Source organism: Streptomyces sp. NPDC057963, from assembly GCF_042887155.1.
Taxonomy (GTDB): domain Bacteria; phylum Actinomycetota; class Actinomycetes; order Streptomycetales; family Streptomycetaceae; genus Streptomyces.
Genome location: NZ_JBHVPX010000010.1, coordinates 27,720 through 50,656, shown reverse-complemented (window position 1 = coordinate 50,656; position 22,937 = coordinate 27,720). Strand labels below are relative to the sequence as shown.

The window sequence follows — 22,937 nt, the reverse complement described above, 5'->3', positions numbered from 1 at the left end:
CATGGTGAACCGGCCGTGGCGTTCCCCCGCCCGGCCAGCGTAGGAATCCGTCATGATCTGGGTTCTGCTGCTGGTCGCATGGGGTGCGGCGGTCGTCTCGTGCATCCGGCTCTGTCTCGTGGCCGCTCGCGCGGGGCTGCTGCCCGAGGCGTCTTCGGACGCCGTACGGAGGGCGGCGGACGGTCATGAACTGACCCTGTACGAGACCGCTTTCCTGTCCGGCGGTCCGCACCGGGTGGTCGACCTGACGCTGGTCACCATGCATCTGCGCAGGCGGCTGCTGCTCGCCCACACCGGGTGGGCGACGGTCGTGGACCCGGAGGGCCGGGACGAGATGGAGCGCGCGGTGATACGCGCCATCGGCCCGGAGGGCCAGTCCCCGATTCCGCCGGTACGGGCGGCCGCGGCCACCGCCGACGCCGTGCGCGCGCTCGCCGACCGGCTCGTGGCCGCGGGCCTGGCCGCGCCCGGTGGCGCCGGGGACGGGGTCGCCGCCGCGGTCCGCGCGGTGCGTGGCGCGGCGCTGCTGGTGGCCGCGACGGGCGCCGCGGCGCTGCTGATACCCGGTCAGGTGGGCGGCCCCGGAGGCCCGGTGATGTCCTTGCCGGTCTGGTTCGGGCCGCCGCTCGCGCTGACCCTGGGCTGTCTGGCCATAGCCCGGATGGAGGTCCGTCCGTACAGCAGCACCTGGGCCTCACCGGCCGGTCAGCGGCTGCTGGCCGGGTACGAGAGTCCGGCGGCGGACATGGACCACGGTGTCCTGGCGGCGGTCGCCGTACGGGGTGTGCGCGCCGTGACCGATCCGGCGCTCCGGGCCGCGCTCGGGGGCGGGCCCGCCGTCCCGGGCCCGTAGGGCTTCCCGTTCCGCCGTCGGGGGAACGCGTGCGGAAAAGACGCCGGTGCGGCGCGCGGAACGCGCGCCGCACCGGGAGCCGAACCCGGTGTCGCTGGAACGACGGGCGGCGCGGAAACGCGCCGGGTGCCCGCCGTCTGATCTTCCGGGTTGGGGTGGTCGGAGCCCGCTCGCTACGCGAGCCCGGCCACCAGGTCTGCGACCGACTTCATGCGTCCCGTGAAGAACGGGACCTCCTCGCGGACGTGCATCCGCGCCTCGGAGGCGCGCAGGTGACGCATCAGGTCGACGATGCGGTACAGCTCGTCGGCCTCGAAGGCGAGGATCCACTCGTAGTCGCCGAGCGAGAAGGAGGCAACGGTGTTGGCCCGGACGTCGGGGTAGCCGCGGGCCATCTTGCCGTGGTCCGCGAGCATGCGGCGGCGGTCCTCGTCCGGCAGCAGGTACCAGTCGTAGGAACGCACGAAGGGGTAGACGCTGATGTAGTTGCGCGGCGTCTCGTCGGCCAGGAACGCCGGGATGTGCGACTTGTTGAACTCGGCGGGGCGGTGCAGCGCCATGTTCGACCAGACCGGCTCCAGCGCCAGGCCCAGCTTGGTGCGCCGGAAGAGGTTGTACGCCTCCTGCAGCTCGTCCGCGGTCTCGGCGTGCCACCAGATCATGACGTCGGCGTCGGCACGCAGGCCGGAGACGTCGTAGGTGCCGCGGACGGTGATGTCCTTCGCCGCGAGCTGGTCGAACAGCTCCTGGACCTCGTCGGCGTAACCGGCACGGTCCGCGGGCAGGACGTCGCGCAGCTTGAAGACGGACCACAGCGTGTAGCGGATGACCTCGTTGAGGTCCTTGGCCTTCTTACCGGCGTTGGGGATCTTCTCAGGCGCACTCATACGGCTATTGTCCCGCCTCGCTCCGAGTGCCCTGAACCAGGGTCGACGTGGCGATGATCTCTTCCCCGGGCCCGCCCCCGATGTCGCGGGCGATCTCGTCCGCGGCCCGGTGGGCGCTCGCGACGCACGCCGGGATGCCGACGCCGTCGTAGACGGCTCCGCACACCCGCAGGGCGGGCAGCTTGGCGACCTCGTCGCGGATCCGGGCGACCCGGGCGAGGTGTCCCACGGGGTACTGGGGCAGTCCGCCGATCCACCGGGTGACCTCGGTGTCCACGGGCTTCGCGGCCAGTCCGGTCGCCGCCGCCAGATCGCGCAGCGACACGTCGACCAGTTCGGTGTCCTCGCGGTGCAGGTGGTCCTCCTCGCCGTACCGGCCGACGGAGGTGCGCAGGAAGAACAGGTCGGGGGCGGAGTCGGCGACCCAGTTCCACTTGTGGGTGGAGAAGGTGGAGGCCTTGATGGTGCGGCCGTCCACCGGCGGCACCAGGAATCCGGAGCGCCCGTCGAGTGCGCCGGTGGCGGCCACGTCGGAGCGGCGGAACGCCATGGTGACGAGGGCCATCGACGCGTACTCGACCCCGGCGAGCTCGGCGGAGGCCGCCGGGGACTCGGCGGCGAGCAGGGTGGAGGCGGACCAGGCGGGCGCGGCCAGCACGATGCCGTCGGCGGCGATCACCCGGGCGTCCGTGCGGACGTCCCAGCCGTCGGTGGTACGGGTCAAGCCGAGCACCGGGGTGGCCGTCAGGATCTCGCCGCCCGCCGCGCGCACGGCGTCGGCGACCGCGTACGGGAGGGTGCCGATGCCGCCGTCGATGCCCTGGAAGACCGGTCCGGTCTGCTGCCGGGCCGCGGCCCGCTCCTGGATGCGCCGGACGCCGTCGAGCAGCGAGCCGCCCTCCCGCGCCACCTCGAAGAGCTGCGGCACGGCGGCGCGCATCGAGATCCGGTAGGCGTCGCCCGCGTACACGCCGCCGAGCAGCGGTTCCACGAGCCGGTCGACGACCTCGCGGCCCAGCCGGTCGGCGACGTACGCGCCGACCGCGACGTCGTCGCCGACAGCGGTCGGGGTGAGGTCGCGCTCCTGCGCGATGCGGGCGAGCCCCTCCGGGGAGAGCACGGCGCCGAGCGCCGCCGGGTCGCCCGGCACTCCCATCACATGGCCCTTGGGCATGGGGTGCAGGGCGTCGCGCGTCCAGACCGACGCGGTGGCGGTGGCGGGCGGCTGGAGACGGTCGCCGAGCCCGACGGCGCGTGCCAGGGCGACCGCCTCCGGGCGCCGGGCGAGCATCGACTCGGCGCCCAGGTCGACCCGGGTGCCCGCGATCTCACCGGTCATGAGCTTGCCGCCGAGCCGGTCGGTGGCCTCCAGGAGGGTTACCCGAAGCCCTGCCCCGAGAAGCCGGTGGGCGGCGGCGAGACCGGCGATGCCACCGCCGATGACGACGACATGACCCGTACCTGTGTCCGCGCGGTTGATTGAACGCTGCATGCCCCCACTCTCTCAAACCTCGTCCGAGTCCTGAACGTGACCGCTTCGAAACCGGTATCGGGCAACCCTCTCCCCCGCCCCGTACGTCGAACCGGCACCATCAACCACCCGCCCCGGGGGAGAAGTTATGCAGACAGACCGGAATTCCGGCCGCCCGGCCACCCGCCGTTCACGCGCAGCCTTGGCCGCCGGGCTGCTGGCCGGGCTCCTCGCGCTCAGCGGCTGCAGCGCCTCCGGCGGCGCGAGCGATTCGGGTTCCGGCGACAGCAAGAGGGCGCTCTCCGCGGGCGAGCGCAGCGCGGCGGACTCGGGGGCCGGCAAGGCGGCACAGGGCCCGAAGGAGGCCGGTGGCGCGCCGGCGGAGCGGAAGACGTCCGGCGGCCTGCCCGCCGGCACCCATGTCATCCGTACCGTCACGCTCTCCGTGGAGGTGAAGAGCGTGCCGGGGGCCGCCGCGGCCGCCCGCTCGGCGGCGGAGAACGCGGGTGGTCTGGTGGCCGGCGAGGAGACCGAGCGGGTCGACGACACACGTGAAATGTCACATATCGTGCTGCGTGTTCCGCAGGACGCGTACGACGCGGTGCTGCGGGAGCTCACGGGCGCCGGGAAGCTGCTGTCGCGCACGTCGTCCGCCAAGGACGTCACCGACCAGGTGGTCGACGTGGAGAGCCGGATCACCACCCAGCGGGCGAGTGTGACGCGGGTGCGCAAGCTGATGGACCGGGCCGGCAACCTCACCGACGTGGTCGCGCTGGAAGGCGAACTGAGCAGCCGCCAGGCGTCCTTGGAGTCGCTGCTCGCCCAGCAGGCGTCGCTCAAGGACCGCACCGCGCTCGCCACGATCACCCTCGACCTCTCCGAGCCGGAGCCGGCGGCGAAGGACGGCGGTGACGACGACCCCGGTTTCCTGGACGCGCTCGGCGGCGGCTGGCACGCCTTCGTCACGATGCTGCGGTGGCTCGCGGTGGCGGTGGGCGCGGCGGCCCCGTTCCTGGTCGCGGTCGCCGTACTCCTGCTGCTGGGGCGACTGCTGCGCAACCGGCTGCGTGGACGCGGCGCACCGCGGTCGCCCGAGCCGTCGGGGCCGTCGGGGCCCTCGGCCACTCCTCCGGCGTCGTAGCGTGGTCCCTTCGGACTCGGTGTCGAAGGGACCAGACATGACGGCGGAGCGACTGGTGGTCATCGGTGGTGACGCGGCGGGCATGTCCGCCGCGTCCCAGGCCCGCAGGCTCAAGGGCCCCGACGAGCTGGGCATCGTCGCCTTCGAGCGGGGCCATTTCACGTCGTACTCTGCCTGCGGCATCCCGTACTGGGTCGGCGGTGACGTCGCGGAGCGGGACGATCTCATCGCCCGTACGCCCAAGGAGCACCGGGCCCGCGACATCGAGCTGCGGATGCGCACCGAGGTCACCGAGATCGATGTCGCCGGGCAGCGGGTGCGGGCCCTGGACCGGGAGACCGGTGAGACGTACTGGACGGACTTCGACAAGCTGGTGATCGCGACGGGGGCCCGGCCGGTGCGCCCGGCGCTGCCCGGCATGGATGCGCCCGGAGTGCACGGGGTGCAGACGCTGGACGACGGGCAGGCGCTGCTGGAGTCGCTGGACCGGGTGGCGCCGGGGCGCAGGCGGGCGGTCGTCGTCGGGGCGGGCTACATCGGCGTCGAGATGGCCGAGGCGATGCTGAAGCACGGTTTCGAGGTGACCGTGCTCAACCGCGGCGAGCAGCCGATGGCGACGCTCGACCCCGACATGGGGCGGCTGGTCCACGACGCGATGGACGGCCTGGGCATCACCACGGTCAACCGGGCCGAGGTCACCGAGATCCACACCGGCCCGGACGGCCGGGTCCGCGCGGTCGCCACGGGCGACACCTCCTACCCGGCGGACGTGGTGGTGCTCGGTATCGGTGTGGAGCCGGAGACGACGCTGGCGCGCGCCGTCGGCCTCCCGCTGGGCCCGCACGGCGGACTTCTCACCGATCTGTCGATGCGGGTCGTCGGGCACGGCAACATCTGGGCGGGCGGCGACTGCGTCGAGGTCCTCGACCTGGTGGCGGGCCGCACCCGTCACATCGCGCTGGGCACCCATGCCAACAAGCACGGCCAGATCATCGGGGCCAACGTGGCGGGCGGCTACGGAACGTTCCCGGGAGTGGTGGGCACGGCCGTGAGCAAGGTGTGCGATCTGGAGATCGCCCGCACCGGGCTGCGCGAGAAGGACGCCCACGCGGTGGGCCTGCGGTTCGTCACGGCGACGATCGAGTCGACGGGCCGGGCGGGCTACTACCCGGGGGCGCGGCCCATGACGGTGAAGATGCTCGCGGAGTACCGCACGGGGCGGCTGCTCGGCGTGCAGATCGTGGGCCGGGAAGGGGCCGCCAAGCGCGTGGACATCGCGGCCGTGGCGCTCACCGCCGGGATGACGGTGGACCAGATGACAGCCCTGGACCTGGGCTACGCGCCGCCGTTCTCACCGGTCTGGGACCCGGTCCTGGTGGCGGCCCGCAAGGCGGTGACGGCCCTGCGGCGGGCGGGCACCGCCTGAGTGCGCGGCGCCCGGCGGCCCGGTCCCCTCAGCGTTCGGTCCGCTCGTGCACGTACTCCACGAGCCGGGTCAGGGCGTCCGGCTCCATCGACGGCATCACGCCGTGGCCCAGGTTGAAGACATGGCCCTCCAGGCCGGCGGCCGCGTCCAGCACCTCCTGGGCCTTCTCCTCCACCGCGGCCGTCGGGGCGAACAGCACCGCGGGGTCGAGGTTGCCCTGGAGCGCCTTGCCGGGGCCGACCCGGCGCGCGGCCTCGTCCAGCGGAACCCGCCAGTCGACGCCGACGACGTCCGCGCCCGCCTCGCCCATCAGCCCGAGGAGTTCACCGGTGCCGACACCGAAGTGGATGCGCGGGACCTCGTACGGGGCGACGGCCTCGAAGACCTTCGCCGAGGCGGGGAGCACCGAACGCCGGTAGTCGGCGGGGGCCAGCGCGCCCACCCAGGAGTCGAAGAGCTGGACGGCCGATACACCGGCCTCGATCTGCACCTTGAGGAAGGCGCCGGTGATCTCGGCGAGCCGGTCGAGCAGGTCGGCCCAGAGCTGCGGGTCGCCGTACATCAGGGCCTTGGTGTGTTCGTGGTTGCGGGACGGGCCGCCCTCCACGAGGTAGCTCGCGAGGGTGAACGGCGCGCCCGCGAAGCCGATGAGCGGGGTGGCGCCCAGTTCGGCCGTGAGCAGGCCGATGGCCTCGGTGACGTAGTGGACGTCCTCGGGCGTGAGGTCGCGCAGCCGGGCCAGATCGGCGCGGGTGCGGACCGGTTCGGCTATGACCGGGCCGACGCCGGGCTTGATGTCGAGGTCGATCCCGATGGCCTTGAGCGGTACCACGATGTCGCTGAAGTAGATCGCGGCGTCCACCTTGTGGCGCCGCACGGGCTGCATGGTGATCTCCGCGACCAGCTCCGGCATCATGCAGGAGTCGAGCATCGGGATGCCTTCGCGCACCTTCAGGTACTCCGGCAGCGAACGCCCCGCCTGGCGCATGAACCAGACCGGCGTGTGCGGCACGGGCTCGCGGCGGCACGCCTTCAGGAACGCCGACTCATGGGTGGCGGAGGTCTTCGTCTGCTGGCCCGTGGGGCGATCGTTGGCACTCACACCTGGAATCTTCGCACGAAGCCGTAAGCAGCCGGGCCCGGCCGGGTGTCCCTCCCTGCGCGAGGCTCCGGTTCCGCCTACTCTTCCCCGCATGGCTCCGGCTCAGGGACAGTTCTCCGATCAAACCGATGGCGCTGACAGCAAGGACAGCACGGAGGGTGGTTCCGTCCCGCCCGCGTTCCGGTCGGCGGTCGACGCGCTGCACTCGGCGCGGCTGCGCCCCGAGCTGGAGGTGGAGTCGACGCCGCCGCCCAAGCGGCTCGCTCCGCACGCGTACGCCCTGGAGGCCGCGGTGGTCCAGGGCGAGGAGGACCTCGCCGACGGCCGTCTCGTGCTGCTCCACGACCCGGCGGGGCACGAGGCCTGGCAGGGGACCTTCCGTCTGGTGACGCTGGTACGGGCCGAACTGGAGCCGGAGATGGCTTCCGATCCGCTGCTGCCGGAGGTGTGCTGGTCGTGGCTGACCGGTGCGCTGGAGGCGCGCGGTCTGTCGTACGGGGAGGCGGGGGGCACGGTGACCCGGGCGGGGTCGCACTACTTCGGCGCGCTGGCGACCCGGCGCCCGGCGACGCAGATCGAGATCCGGGCGTCCTGGACGCCGCGCGAGGGCCGGGGCGGGGTGCCGGACACGGCGGCGCATCTGATGGCGTGGGGGGATCTACTGTGCCAGATCGCGGGCCTGCCGCCGTCGGACCCCGCCGACGGGGCCGTGGTGACACTCCCCCAGCGTCGCGGCCCCCAGGCTCCCTGAGACGCCTCCCCCCTCTCTCCCATCCCCCGCCGCCCATCTCCCCTCCCCGTCTCCCGTCTCCCACGAAGCTTTCCCCACGCCGGTAACACTGCGTCACGAAAATCGCAGTATTACCGGCGTTCTTTTCGTACAATCGATCGCATGTCCGATTTGCCCGAATTGTTACTCACTAAATCGTGATCTTCCTCTAAAGGAGGACGGGTCTGCTGCCGAAGAGGTCAATGACCCTTCAAGCACGGTTCGCCCCGGCTTCATCCCCGAGCCGGCCCGTCCCGCCACTTCCCAGGAGGCCTGGTGTCCGTTCTCCTAGAGCAGCCCGCAAGCCTGGTCGCCTACCGCCCGAACAAGCCGACGGCCATGGTCGTCGTGGCCGACCCGCGCGTCCGTTCCACCGTCACCCGCCATCTGTGGGCACTCGGAGTACGTGACGTCATCGAGGCGTCGTCCATCGCGGAGGCCCGTCCCCGCGTCGGCAATCCACGCGACATCTGCGTAGCCGACGTCCACCTGCCCGACGGTTCCGGGCTGACCCTGTTGTCCGAGACCCGAGCCGCCGGCTGGCCGAACGGTCTCGCCCTTTCCGCCGCCGACGACATCGGCGCCGTACGCAACGCCCTCGCGGGCGGCGTGAAGGGGTACGTCGTCACCGGCACCCGAACCAATATCGGCCACCCCACCCGTCCCGGCGTCGCCCCCATCGGCGCCAACGCCGCCCGTATGCACCGCCGTCCCCCCGGTACCCCGAGCCACCCGGGCGGCTACCGCGAACTGTCCGGCCGCGAGGTCGAGGTCCTCCGGCTGGTCGCCGAAGGCCAGTCCAACAAGGCCATCGGTGTCTCCATGGGCCTGTCCGCCCTGACCGTCAAGAGCCACCTCGCCCGCATCGCCCGCAAGCTCGGCACCGGAGACCGCGCAGGAATGGTCGCCGTCGCCCTGCGAACGGGCATCATCCACTGACGCCCGCACCTCCGGCGCGGCTCCGCGCAGCGATACGGACCGGCTGGTTTGCATGCATCGGCGCCCGTCGACGGAACGTTCCGTCGACGGGCGCCGTACATACACAGATACCCTTGACACGTGACCGACGCCCAAGAGACCGCAGCAGACACTTCACTGCGAACCACCGGGGGCGCCCCCCCGGACGACGTCGCCCCGGCGCCGATCCCCTTGCTCGAACCTCGTGAGGGCATTCCCCCGGTGGTGGCATCCGATGACGCCCTCGCCCGGGTGATCACCGCCTTCGCCGCGGGCTCCGGCCCGGTGGCCGTCGATGCCGAGCGCGCCTCCGGCTACCGCTACGGCCAGCGCGCCTACCTCGTACAGCTGCGCCGCGACGGCGCGGGCAGCGCGCTGATCGACCCGGTCGGCTGCCCCGATCTGTCGGGGCTCGGAGAGGCGCTGAACGGCAGCGAATGGATCCTGCACGCCGCCACCCAGGACCTGCCCTGCCTGCGCGAAATAGGGATGATGCCCACCGGGCTCTTCGACACGGAGCTGGCCGGACGGCTGGCCGGCTTCCCGCGGGTCGGACTCGGCGCCATGGTCGAGAGCGTGCTCGGGTACTCGCTGGAGAAGGGCCACTCCGCCGTCGACTGGTCCACCCGTCCGCTGCCCGATCCCTGGCTGCGCTACGCGGCGCTCGATGTGGAGCTGCTGATCGATCTGCGCAACGCCCTGGAGGGCGAGCTCGACCGGCAGGGCAAGCTGGAGTGGGCGCGGGAGGAGTTCGACGCGATCGCCTCGGCGCCGCCCGCTCCCCCGCGCAAGGACCCGTGGCGCCGCACCTCCGGCATGCACAAGGTCCGCCGCCGCCGCCAGATGGCGGTGGTACGGGAGCTGTGGACCGTCCGCGACCAGGTGGCCCGGCGCCGCGACATCTCCCCCGGCAAGGTGCTGGGCGACGCCGCGATCGTCGAGGCCGCGCTCGCCCTCCCGCCGAACACGCACGCGCTGACCGCGCTGCCCGGTTTCGGTCACCGCATGGGGCGCCGTCAGCTGGAGCAGTGGCAGGCGGCCATCGACCGGGCCAAGGCGCTGCCGGATTCGGAGCTGCCGCAGCCCGGCCAGACCCTCGCCGGTCCGCCGCCGCCCCGCGCCTGGGCGGACAAGGACCCGGCGGCAGCGGCCCGGCTCGCGGCCGCCCGCACCGCGGTGTCGGAGCTCGCCGAACGGCTGCACATGCCGCAGGAGAACCTGATCACTCCGGACACGGTGCGCCGGGTCTGCTGGGAGCCGCCCAAGCATCCGACCCCGGACACGATCGAATCCGCCCTCACCGGGTACGGAGCGCGGCGCTGGCAGATCGAACAGGTGGCCCCGCTGCTGTACCGCGCGCTGGCGTCGGTGGCCTGAGGGTTCGCCGCCGGGGGTCGTATTCACGCCAGGTTGCGAGGCCCGGGTCGGACCGTGTCCTCGATCGCCGGACGGGCTGTTCTCTCCGCCCCGTCCGGCGATCGCCGTTTCCGGCGCGGCGCGCGGCCGGCCCTCCGGGCCGCCTTTGACGGCCCGCCCGGCCGGTACACCCGGCGGGCGGCACTTCGGCCCGTCCGGCGTTTGAGGACGAAACGGTCCTCGCTGCCTTCCCGCCCACATGTGACCTTCGCCGCTCCCGTCGGAAGGGGTGGGCAGTCTGGTTACCCGCAAGTAGCATGAGGGAAGCGGCACACCCGTGGGCGTGCCCCGCAGCAGTGCCATCCCGCACCCTGGAGGAGAGCCACCGTGCCTCGTACCATCCGGGACGTCGTCTTCGTCGACGGCGTCCGCACCCCGTTCGGCAAAGCGGGCCCGAAGGGCATCTACCACGAGACCCGCGCCGACGATCTCGTCGTGAAGGCCATCCGGGAGCTGCTGCGCCGCAACCCGGACCTGGACCCCGCGAAGATCGACGAGGTCGCCATCGCCGCGACCACGCAGATCGGTGACCAGGGGCTGACGCTGGGCCGTACCGCCGGAATCCTGGCCGGGCTGCCGCAGTCCGTCCCCGGCTACTCCATCGACCGCATGTGCGCGGGCGCCCTGACCGCCGTCACCTCGACCGCCGGCTCCATCGCCTTCGGCGCGTACGACGTCGTCGTCGCCGGCGGTGTCGAGCACATGGGCCGCCACCCGATGGGCGAGGGCGTGGACCCGAACCCGCGCTTCGTGTCGGAGAAGCTGGTCGACGAGTCCGCCCTGTTCATGGGCATGACCGCGGAGAACCTGCACGACCGGTACCCGCAGATCACCAAGGCCCGTGCCGACGAGTACGCGGTCCGCTCGCAGGAGAAGGCCGCCAAGGCATACGCCGACGGCAAGATCCAGCAGGACCTGGTGCCGGTCTCGGTGCGCCGCACCAACCCGGAGGGCGGCGAGACCGGCTGGGGCCTGGTCACCGCCGACGAGCCGATGCGTCCGGGCACGACCCTGGAGTCCCTGGCGGGTCTGAAGACCCCGTTCCGCCCCCACGGCCGGGTCACCGCCGGCAACGCCGCGGGGCTCAACGACGGTGCGACCGCCTCGATCATCGCCTCCGAGGACTTCGCCCGCGAGAACGGCCTCCCGGTCAAAATGCGCCTGGTCTCCTACGCCTTCGCGGGCGTCGAGCCCGAGGTGATGGGGTACGGGCCGATCCCGGCGACCGAGAAGGCCCTCGCCAAGGCGGGCCTGTCGATCGAGGACATCGGCCTCTTCGAGATCAACGAGGCGTTCGCCGTCCAGGTCCTTGCCTTCCTGGACCACTACGGCATCGCCGACGACGACGCGCGCGTCAACCAGTACGGTGGCGCCATCGCCTACGGCCACCCGCTGGCCTCCTCCGGCGTGCGTCTGATGACGCAGCTGGCCCGCCAGTTCGAGGAACAGCCGGAGGTCCGCTACGGCCTCACCACCATGTGCGTCGGCTTCGGCATGGGCGCCACGGTCATCTGGGAGAACCCGCACCACAAGGACGCCGGAGGCAGCAAGTGAGCACCACCGCTGAGCTTTTGAAGGGTGCGGCCGAGCTGTTCCCGGACGAGGTCGTGACGTCGGCGCACGTACGCCACCTCGACCTCCCCGCGGGTGCGGGCCGCTTCGCCCTCATCACGCTGGACAACGGCCTGGACCACACCAAGCCGACCACCTTCGGACCGCAGTCGCTGGCGAACCTGAACGCCGCCATCGACCAGGTCGAGAAGGAGGCCGCCGAGGGCACGATCGTCGGCATCGGCATCACGGGCAAGCCGTTCATCTTCGCGGTCGGCGCCGACCTCAAGGGCGTCGAGCTGCTGAAGAACCACGACGACGCGCTGGCCATCGGCAAGGGCGGCCACGACGTCTTCCGCCGCCTCTCCGGCCTCGCCGTCCCGACGTTCGCGTACTACAACGGCGCGGCGATGGGCGGCGGTGTCGAGGTCGGTCTGCACTGCTCGTACCGCACCGTCTCCAAGGCGCTGCCCGCGTTCTCGCTGCCCGAGGTCTTCCTCGGCCTGGTCCCCGGCTGGGGCGGCTGCGCGCTGCTGCCGAACCTGATCGGTGCCGACCGCGCGGTCTCCGTCATCATCGAGAACTCGCTGAACCAGAACCGCCAGCTCAAGGGCAAGCAGGTCTTCGAGCTCGGGATCGCGGACGCGCTCTTCGAGGGCGCGGACTTCCTGGAGCAGTCGCTGGTGTGGACCGCTTCGGTGCTGAACGGCACGGTCGCGGTGGAGCGCCCCGAGGTCGACCGCGGCGACGCCTGGGACCAGGCCGTCGCCCGGGGCAGGGCCGTCGCCGACTCCAAGGTGCACGGTGCGGCTCCGGCCGCGTACCGCGCGCTGGACATCATCGCCGCGGCGAAGAACGGCGACCTGAGCGCCGGCTTCGACGCCGAGGACCAGGCCCTCGCGGACCTGATCATGGGTGGCGAGCTGCGCTCCGGGATCTACTCCTTCAACCTGGTCCAGAAGCGTGCCAAGCGCCCGGCCGGTGCTCCGGACAAGGCCCTGGCCCGCCCGGTCACCAAGGTCGGCGTCGTCGGTGCCGGTCTGATGGCCTCGCAGCTGGCGCTGCTGTTCCTCCGCCGTCTGGAGGTGCCGGTCGTGCTGACCGACATCGACCAGGAGCGCGTCGACAAGGGCGTGGGCTATGTCCACGCCGAGATCGAGAAGCTGCTCGGCAAGGGCCGCATCAACCAGGACAAGGCCAACCGCCTCAAGGCCCTGGTCTCCGGTGTGCTGGACAAGGCGGAGGGTTTCTCCGACGCCGACTTCGTCATCGAGGCCGTCTTCGAGGAGATCGGCGTCAAGCAGCAGGTCTTCGCGGAGGTCGAGGCGGTCGCCCCGGCGCACGCGATCCTCGCCACCAACACCTCGTCCCTCTCGGTCACCGAGATGGCGTCGAAGCTGAAGAACCCCGAACGGGTCGTCGGCTTCCACTTCTTCAACCCGGTCGCGATCCTGCCGCTGCTGGAGATCGTGCGCGGCGAGCGGACCGACGACGCCTCGCTGGCCACGGCCTTCGGCGTCGCCCGCAAGCTGAAGAAGACCGCGGTGCTGGTGAAGGACGCCCCGGCGTTCGTCGTCAACCGCATCCTCACCCGCTTCATGGGCGAGATCCAGAACATCATCGACGAGGGCACGCCGGTCGAGACCGCGGAGAAGGCCATCGAGCCGCTCGGTCTGCCGATGTCCCCGCTGGTGCTCCTGGAGCTGGTCGGCCCCGCGATCGGCCTGCACGTCTCCGAGACCCTGAACCGCGCCTTCCCGGACCGCTTCACGGTCTCCGAGAACCTGGCCGCCGTGGTCAAGGCCGGCAAGCGCGGCTTCTACGTCTACGACTCCGGCAAGCCGGAGCTGGACCCGGAGGTCGCCGCACTCCTCAAGCAGGGCGACGCCGTCCTGTCCGAGGAGCAGGTCCGCGACCGCGTCCTGGACGCGGTCGCGCAGGAGATCGGTCTGATGCTGGACGAGGGCGTCGTCGCCGAGGCCCAGGACATCGACCTGTGCCTGATCACCGGCGCGGGCTGGCCCTTCCACCTGGGCGGCATCACGCCGTACCTGGACCGCGAGGGCGTCTCGGAGCGGGTGAACGGCAAGAAGTTCCTCGAACCGGGCGTGGCGAGCGTTCCGGCGTAGTGCGACCGGTCAACTGACACGGCTTCACGAAAAGTGCACAAGCGGAACCCTGACGGGCCGTACGAACCTCTCGTACGGCCCGCTTTCGCGTACCAAAAGTCCGAAACGTAGCCGGATCGGAACCTTTTACTTGCAGACTCAACCTTAGATTCTTGTTAATCTTCACCTCTACGACACGTTTGTTTCACTCGGCAGCACTGAACGGTGGACGTCCACCCCCACACTCCGCCGGATCGAGCAGACGGGCGTGCCGTTGTCACCGGTAGTGGTCGCTCGGCCAGAGGCAGAGCGGGGGAGCATGAGGTAGTCGAGCGATGGGTAATCCCGAGGCCTCTTCACTGGTGCGCTTCTACAGACGCCTCCTGCCCCATGCGCTCAGACGGCGGCTCGTGAGGATCTTCCCGGCGGACAGCCGGCTGTTTCTGCAGCGGCGCCTCGCGGGCCTGGGCAGCGCCTCGCGCGGCCTGCGCAAGCACCTGGCCCTGCGGCTCGGCAAGCGGCTCCGCCGGGACGCACGCCGGACCGGCGTGCGACTCGTCTGGTCCGGGCGCAAGGTACGGGCCGCCGAGATCACCGAGGGCCTGACGGCCTCCGTCGCGCGCGCCACCAACCTCCTGCGCGTCTGCGAGGTCCTGGAGCGCCACGGCATCCCGCACTTCTGCGTGCGCGGCAATTCCGTCACGATGACCGCCGTCGCGGTCCCCGCGAGCGAACGGCCCCGGGCCGAACGAGCGCTGCGGGTGAGCCCGCTCGCCGAGGGCGCGCTGCTCGCGGGCGGCGCGACGGGGGGCCGTCCGCTGTACGCGGATCAGCGGGGCTCCTGGTCGCAGCTCGATGAAGAAACGATTCTGCGGATCTGGTGGCTGCTCACCGACCCCTCGGGAAGCTGGACGCTGGGGCCCAACCACGCCTGTGTCATCGAGTTCTGGGCCGAGGACAACGGCCTGCTGATCGCCCCCGTCCCCAACCTCACCGCCACGGCCGTGGTCGCCGCCGAGAGTGCCGTGCAGGTACCGGTCAGCCACTTCACCGGACCGATCAGCGGCGCTGTGGGCACCCCGCCGCAGGTGGACACCCGGTCGGAGTTCACGCTCTCCCTCCCGGACGAAGTCACCTTCCCGGTGGACGCCGTCTACACCTGGGTGGACGGAGCCGACCCGGAGTGGATCCGCCGCAGGGCCACCGCCCTGGGCCGTACCGATTACCACGAGCAGGCCGTCAGCGCCGCCCGCTTCACCAGCCGCGACGAACTGCGCTACTCCCTGCGTTCGCTGCACCAGTTCGCCCCCTGGCTGCGCACCATCTACCTGGTCACGGACGGCCAGGTGCCGGCGTGGCTGAACAGCGACCACCCCGGTGTGAAGGTCGTCCACCACCGCGACATCTTCACCGACGCCACCGCGCTGCCGACCTTCAACTCGCATGCCATCGAAAGCCAGTTGCACCACATTCCCGGCCTCTCCGACCACTTCCTGTACTTCAACGACGACGTCTTCCTCGGCCGCAGCGTCACACCGGGCGAGTTCTTCCACGCCAATGGGCTCTCGAAGTACTTCCCCTCCAAGGCGCTGGTCCCGATGACCCCGCCCTCCCCGCAGGACCCGCCGTCGGAGATCGCCGCGAAGAACAACCGCGTCGTCATCGCCGGGACCTTCGACCGGGTACTGACAAGGAAGATGAAGCATGTGCCGCACTCGCTGCGCCGCGACATCCTCCAGGAGATCGAAGAGCGGTACGCGGCCGAGCACCGGCTGACCCAGCATTCGCGGTTCCGCAGTTCCGGCGACCTGTCGATCACTTCCTCGCTGCACCACTACTACGGGCAGCAGACGAGCCGTTCCGTGACCGGAAAGATCCGCTACACCTATCTGGACCTGGCCGCGCCGAACACCGGACGGCATCTGAACCGCCTGCTCGCCCAGCGCGATTACCACACCTTCTGCATCAACGACACGGTGGACGACCCCGACACGGCGGAGGCCCGCACGTCGATGCTCAAGACCTTCCTGGAGGGCTACTTCCCCGTACCCAGCCCCTACGAGCGACCCGGACCGGGCTCGCCACGGCCTCCCGCGAACCGGTTGGACACCGGCAGCTCTGAGCAACACCCAGCACCCCGACCTTTGTGAAGTGGAACGATGACCAATGACCAGCGCGTGATCCGCGCAGCAGCTCCGGTGATCGGAGAGGACGAGATCGAGGCCGCCGTGCGCGTACTGCGCAGCGGCATGGTCGCCCAGGGCCCCGAGGTCGCCGCCTTCGAGGAGGAGTTCTCGAAGTTCGTCGACGGCCGGCACTGCGTCGCGGTCAACTCCGGTACCAGCGCGCTGCACCTGTCGCTGATGGCGCTCGGCATCGGTCCCGGCGACGAAGTGATCGTCCCGTCCTTCACCTTCGCGGCAACCGCGAACGCCGTCCGCCTGGTCGGCGCCACCCCGGTCTTCGCGGACATCGAGCGCGACAGCTTCTGCCTCTCCCCCGAGGCGGCCGAGGCCGCGATCACCCCGCGCACGGCGGCGATCATGCCCGTGCACCTCTACGGGCATCCGGCCGCGATGGGCCGGTTCACCGCGCTGGCCGAGCGGCACGGTCTCGCGATCGTCGAGGACGCGGCGCAGGCGCACAGCGCTTCGCTGGACGGCACGCCGGTGGGCGCCTTCGGCGCGGCCGCCTGTTTCAGCTTCTACCCGACCAAGAACATGCACAGCCTCGAAGGCGGCATGGTCACCACGGGCGACGCCGCAGTCGCCCGGACCCTCCGTCTGCTGCGCAACCAGGGCATGGAGCAGCGGTACGCCAACGAGATCGTCGGTTTCAACGTCCGGATGACCGATGTCGCCGCCGCGATCGGCCGCGTGCAGCTGCGCAGTCTCGACACCTGGACGCGGCAGCGCCGGGCCAACGCGGCCGCCCTCGACGCCGGTCTGCGCGCAGTGGTCACCCCGCCGGTCGCGGAAGGGGCGGAGCACGTCTATCACCAGTACACGATCCGGGTCGGCGCCGGGGGCGGCGGGCACCGCGACGCGGTATCGCGCGAACTGCAGGAGCGGGGCATCGGCAACGCCGTCTACTACCCGACTCCGGTGCACCGTCTGGCGCCCTTCGCGACCGGCGAGAAGGTGCTCGGATACGCCGTCGGCGAGCTGCCCGAGACCGAGCGGGCCGCTTCGGAGGCGCTCTCCATACCCGTCCATCCGATGCTTGCGCCGGAGGAGCTCGACCACCTGATCGCCACCGTCAACGAGGTCGTGGGAGGCCGGGCATGAGCACGCAGAAGCCGCTGCGGGCGGGACTGATCGGCCTCGGCTCGATGGGCCGCAACCACGCCCGCGTCATGCACGGTCTGGAGGGCGTCGAACTCGTCGCCGTGGCGGACCCGGTGGCCGACCCGAGCAGCGCCCCCTCGGGCGTGCCCGTGGTGCGCTCGGTGGCCGAGCTGGCGGCCGAAGGGATCGACTACGCGGTCGTCGCCTGCCCCACGGCCCTGCACGAAGAAGTCGCCCTCGATCTGGCCGAACGCGGTGTCCACGTGCTCATCGAGAAGCCGATCGCCCCCTCGGTGCGATCGGCCGAGACGATCAGCCGGGCCTTCGAGGAGCGCGGCCTGGTGTCCGGTGTCGGTCACATCGAGCGCTTCAACCCGGCCCTGCGCGAGCTGCGCACCCGGCTGGATCTGGGCGAACTCGGCGACATCTACCAGGTGGTGACGCGACGCCAGGGACCCTTCCCGGCCCGGATCGCGGACGTCGGCGTGGTGTACGACCTGGCCACGCACGACATCGACCTGACTGCCTGGCTGACCAACAGCCGTTACGAGTCGGTGAGTTCGGCAACCGTTTCGCGCAGCGGCCGGGCGCATGAGGACATGGTGGCGTTCGTCGGACACCTCTCGGGCGGAGCCGTCACCAGTCACCTCGTCAACTGGCTGTCCCCGCTCAAGGAGCGGGTCACCATCGTGACGGGTGAGCACGGCTGCTTCGTGGCCGACACCCTCACCGCGGACCTGTGGTTCTACGCGAACGGCTCGCAGCCCACCGAGTGGGAGGGACTGCGGCAGTTCCGGGGCGTCTCCGAGGGGAACGTGACACGGTACGCGATCGTCAAGCGCGAACCCCTGCTGGTCGAGCACGAGACCTTCCGGGACGCCGTGCTCGGCAAGGAGGCCGGCATCGTGACGCTGGAGCAGGCCACCGGGACGGTCGCGGTGGCCGAAGCCGTACTCTCGGCGGCCGCGAGCAGGACCGCCGTCGATCTGACGCCCGGCCGGCCGCTGGCCTCCGTCTGACGCGCCCGGCGCCCGGGGTCCTGTCCAGCAGGCCCCGGGCCCGACGCAGTCGTTCCGGCGTCCTGAAGACGCACTGATGTACTGGAGAATTCGGTGATCCACCCGATCAACGCCGCTGCCGCCCGTCCGCAGCACCCGTTGCCGCCGGGGCTGCACGAGGTACCTGTCGGCATGCACCGCCGTCTGGCGCACGTGCAGCCCGGCCTCACGCCGCTCGCGGTCCGCGCCCAGCACCTGTCGCTGGTCTCCGCGGCGCTGACCCAGGCCGGCGTCGAGCACTTCGTGGTGCCCGGAACCGAGGACACCTCGTCCGCGATCGGCGTCCGGGACACCGACCGGGGGCGGGTCGCCCAGACGCTGCCGTCGCTCTTCAGGAGGAGCCCCGGGTACATCCAGCGCAAGGTGCCCGTCCAGCGCACCGGCGAGTTGCTGCACCTCGGATCCCGCGAGGCGTCCTGGCAGGGGCTGGAGACCGTCGACGTGCTGCGTGCCGTCTGGTTCCAGGCCGATCCGTCGGGTGAGCTGGTGTACGGCACCGAGTACGGCTGCGACATCGAGTTCTGGCGGGAGGAGGAGGGGCGGCTGCTGCCGCCGCGGATCAACCGGGGTGCGAGCTTCCTGCCCGCACACGGCGAGATGACGCTCGTCTCGCCGCACCGCTTCTCCCGCCTCGCCCCACCGCAGGAGGACGCCCCGCACAAGCAGCGCCGCTGGGGCCGGAAGCCAGAACGGAGCGGGCTGCCGACCCGGCAGGAGTTCGTCTGCACCGGCGCCGACGAGATCACCTTCCCCATCGATGTCGTCTACACCTGGGTGGACAGCGACGACCCGGCCTGGCAGCGCCGCCGCGCCGAGGCCACGGGCGACGTCTTCCACGAGGAATCGGCGAGCGCCGGGCGCTACATCAACCGTGACGAGCTGCTCTACTCGATGCGCTCGCTCCACATGTACGCGCCCTGGGTGCGGCACATCTTCCTGGTCACCGACGACCAGGTCCCCCGGTGGCTCGATGAGACGGCCGAAGGCATCACCGTGGTCTCGCACCGGGAGATCTTCCGCGAGACCAGCCGGCTTCCGGTCTTCAACTCCCACGCCATCAGCGCCCAGTTGCACCGGGTGCCGGGGCTTTCGGAGCACTTCATCCACTTCAACGACGATGTGTTCGTCGGCCGGCCGATCACCCCGCACGAGTTCTTCCTGCCCAACGGGGCGTCCAAGTACTACCCGGACAGCGTCCGCATCCCCATGGGACCGGTTCAGCCGGAGGACCTGCCGCACGAGGTGGCCCGCAAGAACGTCCGGGCGCTGCTGGAGGACCGGTTCGGCCGCACCATCATCGATGCGATGAAGCACACCCCCGTGCCGCTGCGGCGCAGTGTGCTGGAGGAGATGGAGCGGGAGTTCGCTGAGGTGTTCCGGGCAACCGCGGCCGCGCGATTCCGCAGCCGGACCGATATCGACGTCGGCACCTGCATGTATCCGTACTACTCCTACTTCACGGGGCGCGGGGTGCCCGACACCATTCCGTACGCCTATCTCCATCTCTCGATGGTCCAGCTCTCCAAGAAACTGGACCGGTTGCTCAAGCGGCGTGACGCGGCGGTCTTCTGTGTGAACGATTCCTTCACCACGGAGGACGATGTGGCCGATCAGGAAGCTCTGATCCACCCCTTCTTCGAGGCGTACTTTCCGCTTCCGAGCCCGTACGAGAAAACCGCGGCGCCGCGATGAAGATCGAATTCCTGGTTCAGAACGCCTACGCCGCGGACGGCTCGACCCGCGCCGTGCTCAACCTCGCGGCCGCGCTCGCCGATACGCACGAGGTCCGGGTGGTCTCGGTGTTCCGCTGGCTCGACCGTCCCGCCATCGCTCCCGCCCACGGGGTACGGATCGTCCCCCTGCTCGATCTGCGCGAGGGCCGTCGTCCGGACAAGCAAGATGTGCGCAGGCTCACCCCGTCCCGGATCATTCCGCGTACGCAGGAGATGTCCTGGCGCTACAGCCAGTTGACGGACGACAAGGTCGAGGAGCACCTGCGGGCGAGCCAGGCGCAGGTGATCGTCGGCACCAGCCTCGAACTGGCCGCCTATGTCGCGCGCTGGGGCCGGCCGCGGGCGCTGCGCCTGGGCCAGTTGCACAAGCTGAGCACCGTGCTCTCCGCCCAGGAGCAGAGCCGCGCGTGGGCCGGGCTGGGCAGGCTCGACGCGGTGGTGGTGCCGAGCGCCGACGAGGCGGCGGCGGTCACCCGGGCGGGGCTGGCGGGCGACATCACGGTCCATGTCCATCCCGACTGTGTGCCGGATCCCCGGGTGCGTCCCGCCGACGGACGGTCGCGGGTGGTGATGGCGGCCGGGCGACTGGTTCCGGAGAAACGTTTCGACCTGCTCATCCAGGCGTTCGCACGGGTCGTGGGGCACCATCCGGACTGGCAGTTGCGGATCTTCGGGACCGGCCCGGAGTACGGTCAGCTCCGGGCCCTGGTGGCCGAACTGGAGCTGTACAACCATGTGTTCCTGATGATGGAGGAGCCTCGGCTGGAGGCTCAGTGGGCCGCGGCCGCCATCGCCGCCGTGACGTCGGACCGGGAGTCCTTCGGTCTGGCGCTGGCCGAGGCCATGCGGTGCGGGGTGCCCGTCGTCTCCACCGCCTGTCCGGGCGGGCCGCCGGAGATCGTCCGCCACGAGATCAACGGACTGCTCACACCGGTGGACGACGTCGACGCGTTCGCCGCCGCGCTGCTGCGCCTCGTCGAGGACGACCCGGCACGCGCCGCGCTGGGCCACCAAGCACGGGAGGATGCCCGTGCCTACGGTCCGGAGGTCTCGGCGGGACGGTTCGAGAGTGTCATCAGAGCGGCCCGCAGGACCCGCCGGGAGGCCCGGCCCGCCGCCGAGGTCACCGTCTCCTGCTCGGTGGCGCCGAGCGGGCTGATCGGCCTGCGCCTGGAGGGTGTGCGGGACGGCCGCGACGACCTGTGCCTGGTACTGCGCAAGCGGAAGGCGGCGCGCGGCGAACAGCCCGTCACGCTGCCGCTGGCGCCGGCCGAGGGGGCCGCGCCCCATCGGTACGAGGCCCTCGTCCCGTCGGACCCGGGTGTCCTCACGGAGGGCCGCTGGGACGTCCATCTGGACACCGGGGAGGGCAAACCGGCCAAGGTGCGGCCAGGAACCCTGGATCTGCGCGGCTTCGGCCCGGTGGCCACCGGCCCCGCGTACACCGTGGTGCAGCTTCCCTACGCCTCCGAGAGCGGCCATCTCGCGCTGCGTACCTGGACCCGGGAGCGCCACGCCGAGGCGACCGAGGTCTGGGTCGACCAAGGGGTCGTGCATCTGCGGGGTCTGCTCTACGGCTCCGACTTCGGCACTGCGGAGCCCCTGCTGCTGATGCGCAGGCGCGGTGTCGAGGAGTCGGGTTTCTGGCTGCCCGGTGTCTCCTCGGGCGGCGCGGACTTCTCCTTCTCGCTGCCCGCGTCCGATCTGTCCGAGCATCTGGTGTCCCGGCACGAACTGTGGGACCTGTGGGTCGGCCGGCGCCACGACCCGGTCGTGGCGCGGCTGGGCCGCTTCCTGACGGATGTGGTGGACGTGAAGAGTGTGTTCGCCTATCCCACCGTGGTCGTGCCCACCGACGAGGGTCAGCCGGTCATGGTGAAGCCGTACTACACGGCCGGTACGGAGCTGTCCGTCCGGGTCTCCGAAAAGGCCGAGTGACGGCGGCAGGTGGACATGACCGGAACAGCGGGCCGGGGGCGCCGCACACGGATCACCGGCAGCGGCTCACAGCCGCTGCCAGCCCTCCAGCGCCATTCCCTGCTGGTCGGTGCGTTGCCTGGTGACGTTCAGCCGGCCGTCCCGGCCGATGATCGCGACGACCAGCCGCCCGTTCCGGTCCAGGGCGAGCGCCGGTGTGCCCTCGCAGGGTTCGCGGGTGTCCGCCCACCAGGCTCCGGCGGACTCCAGCTCGGTCGGGTAGGCGGTGAGGGCAAGGGTGCCGGCTTCCTCCCGCTGGGCCAGCACGGTGCAGTCGTAGCCGTCGACGAGGCACCGGGCGAGGGCGAGGGGGCCGCGGCCCGAGTGCCCGCCCAGCGGGGCGGGCAGGGCATCCGGGGCGCCCGCTGCCGGCAGGCGGTGGGCGACCACCTCGCCGGACTCCTCGTCACGCCAGAAGTGGGTGATCCTGCCCTCGTAGGACTCGGTGCCGCAGGCCGTGTCGGGCCGGGCGATGAAGACCAGGTTCGGGGCGCGGTCCAACAGGCCCCCCGGGGCCTCCTGACGCCAGACGTACACCCCCTTGTCGGCGGGCATGAAGAGTTCGATGCGACCGGAACGCGTGACGACGGCGGACAGCCCCTCCCGCACCCGCTTGCACGGCATGGCCGTCCACTTGCCCCACACGCCTTTGGGGTCACGCCTGCGGGTGGAGACGCCCCCGGCGGCATTGCGGACGAAGACATGGAGTGCGTCGCTGCCGTCGGCAACGGCGACGGGCGCGCCGATGGCCGCCGCCTGCTCGGCGTCGTTGCCGTGGGGGTTGCCGATCGTGTGCCAGCCGGTCATCGGACGGCCGGTCTGGTACTGGGAGGCGTACACGATCTCGACGGGTGCCTGGGGGCCGTGGCCCTTGCGTCGCAGGGAGAACAGGTCGACGAAGCCGGTCGAGCCGTGCGCCACGGAGAGGTACGGGAGCAGCCGGTCGTCGGGAAGCAGGCATTCGGCCGCCGTCCAGCCGTCGCGGCCCCCGGGCGCCTCCGTCCAGCGGACGACACCTCCGGTCCGGGCCGGGGCGTACGCGGTGAGACGGCCGTCGGGCGCGGGGATCAACCAGTCGGCCCTCGGCGGTGCCGCCGCCGGCGCCTCCGGCGCCACCGCGGCCTGCTGGACCGGATCGGCAGGGCCCCTCCCGGAACGAACTGCGGCACGCCTACGCCCCGTACGCAAACTCATCGTTCCC

General features: G+C 71.3%; 17 protein-coding genes. 13 read left to right on the top strand and 4 right to left on the bottom strand.

Annotated features, from left to right (window positions below; all coding sequences use genetic code 11):
• Positions 1-52 precede the first annotated feature (52 nt).
• The gene (locus ACFVT1_RS23355; protein WP_389798544.1) at positions 53-853 is read left to right on the top strand and encodes a TIGR04222 domain-containing membrane protein; all 801 of its coding nucleotides are present in this window, start codon (positions 53-55) and stop codon (positions 851-853) included.
• A 173-nt stretch (positions 854-1,026) separates the two neighbouring features.
• Here the strand turns inward: ACFVT1_RS23355 and hemQ are convergent, their stop codons facing one another.
• Complete coding sequence (gene hemQ / locus ACFVT1_RS23350) at positions 1,027-1,740, bottom strand: hydrogen peroxide-dependent heme synthase (protein WP_389798541.1); 714 nt, start codon at positions 1,738-1,740, stop codon at positions 1,027-1,029.
• A gap of 4 nt (positions 1,741-1,744) precedes the next feature.
• Positions 1,745-3,232, bottom strand: a complete 1,488-nt coding sequence (hemG, locus tag ACFVT1_RS23345; protein WP_389798539.1) for a protoporphyrinogen oxidase — start codon at positions 3,230-3,232, stop codon at positions 1,745-1,747.
• Positions 3,233-3,359: 127 nt separating this feature from the next.
• Here hemG and ACFVT1_RS23340 point away from each other — a divergent pair, with 127 nt between their 5' ends.
• Positions 3,360-4,352 (top strand): DUF4349 domain-containing protein, encoded by a 993-nt coding sequence (locus tag ACFVT1_RS23340; protein ID WP_389798536.1) that lies wholly within the window; start codon positions 3,360-3,362, stop codon positions 4,350-4,352.
• 37 nt (positions 4,353-4,389) lie between these two features.
• Positions 4,390-5,778, top strand: a complete 1,389-nt coding sequence (locus tag ACFVT1_RS23335; RefSeq protein WP_389798535.1) for an FAD-dependent oxidoreductase — start codon at positions 4,390-4,392, stop codon at positions 5,776-5,778.
• 28 nt (positions 5,779-5,806) lie between these two features.
• Here ACFVT1_RS23335 and hemE read toward each other — a convergent pair whose 3' ends face one another.
• The gene (gene hemE, locus ACFVT1_RS23330; RefSeq protein ID WP_389798532.1) at positions 5,807-6,880 is read right to left on the bottom strand and encodes a uroporphyrinogen decarboxylase; all 1,074 of its coding nucleotides are present in this window, start codon (positions 6,878-6,880) and stop codon (positions 5,807-5,809) included.
• A gap of 91 nt (positions 6,881-6,971) precedes the next feature.
• On the opposite strand from hemE, the gene ACFVT1_RS23325 reads away from it, so the two are divergent.
• The 10 genes from ACFVT1_RS23325 to ACFVT1_RS23280 all read left to right on the top strand — a co-directional run bounded on the left by ACFVT1_RS23325 (position 6,972) and on the right by ACFVT1_RS23280 (position 21,697).
• Complete coding sequence (locus ACFVT1_RS23325) at positions 6,972-7,631, top strand: DUF3000 domain-containing protein (RefSeq protein WP_389798529.1); 660 nt, start codon at positions 6,972-6,974, stop codon at positions 7,629-7,631.
• A 294-nt stretch (positions 7,632-7,925) separates the two neighbouring features.
• A complete protein-coding gene (locus tag ACFVT1_RS23320) occupies positions 7,926-8,588 on the top strand; it encodes a response regulator transcription factor (RefSeq protein WP_024488613.1) in 663 nt (220 codons plus the stop codon).
• Between the two features lie 120 nt (positions 8,589-8,708).
• Positions 8,709-9,983: an HRDC domain-containing protein gene (locus ACFVT1_RS23315; protein WP_389798527.1), complete on the top strand. Its 1,275-nt coding sequence runs from the start codon at positions 8,709-8,711 to the stop codon at positions 9,981-9,983.
• A gap of 366 nt (positions 9,984-10,349) precedes the next feature.
• Entirely contained in the window at positions 10,350-11,576 is a 1,227-nt protein-coding gene (locus tag ACFVT1_RS23310; RefSeq protein ID WP_389798525.1) for a thiolase family protein, read from the top strand.
• Positions 11,573-13,702, top strand: a complete 2,130-nt coding sequence (locus tag ACFVT1_RS23305) for a 3-hydroxyacyl-CoA dehydrogenase NAD-binding domain-containing protein (protein WP_389798522.1) — start codon at positions 11,573-11,575, stop codon at positions 13,700-13,702. Before ACFVT1_RS23310 ends, ACFVT1_RS23305 begins: the two co-directional genes overlap by 4 nt.
• A 314-nt stretch (positions 13,703-14,016) precedes the next feature.
• Positions 14,017-15,831, top strand: a complete 1,815-nt coding sequence (locus ACFVT1_RS23300; RefSeq protein WP_389798520.1) for a stealth family protein — start codon at positions 14,017-14,019, stop codon at positions 15,829-15,831.
• Positions 15,832-15,840: 9 nt separating this feature from the next.
• Complete coding sequence (locus tag ACFVT1_RS23295) at positions 15,841-16,968, top strand: DegT/DnrJ/EryC1/StrS family aminotransferase (protein ID WP_389798518.1); 1,128 nt, start codon at positions 15,841-15,843, stop codon at positions 16,966-16,968.
• Positions 16,965-17,987, top strand: coding sequence for a Gfo/Idh/MocA family oxidoreductase (locus tag ACFVT1_RS23290; protein WP_389798516.1), 1,023 nt, complete (start codon positions 16,965-16,967; stop codon positions 17,985-17,987). The genes ACFVT1_RS23295 and ACFVT1_RS23290 overlap by 4 nt, the downstream gene beginning before the upstream one ends.
• A gap of 93 nt (positions 17,988-18,080) precedes the next feature.
• Entirely contained in the window at positions 18,081-19,718 is a 1,638-nt protein-coding gene (locus ACFVT1_RS23285; protein WP_389798513.1) for a stealth family protein, read from the top strand.
• Positions 19,715-21,697 (top strand): glycosyltransferase, encoded by a 1,983-nt coding sequence (locus ACFVT1_RS23280; protein ID WP_389798511.1) that lies wholly within the window; start codon positions 19,715-19,717, stop codon positions 21,695-21,697. The genes ACFVT1_RS23285 and ACFVT1_RS23280 overlap by 4 nt, the downstream gene beginning before the upstream one ends.
• Positions 21,698-21,763: 66 nt before the next feature.
• On the opposite strand, the gene ACFVT1_RS23275 is transcribed toward ACFVT1_RS23280, so the two are convergent.
• Positions 21,764-22,807 (bottom strand): hypothetical protein, encoded by a 1,044-nt coding sequence (locus tag ACFVT1_RS23275; protein ID WP_389798509.1) that lies wholly within the window; start codon positions 22,805-22,807, stop codon positions 21,764-21,766.
• Positions 22,808-22,937 lie beyond the last annotated feature (130 nt).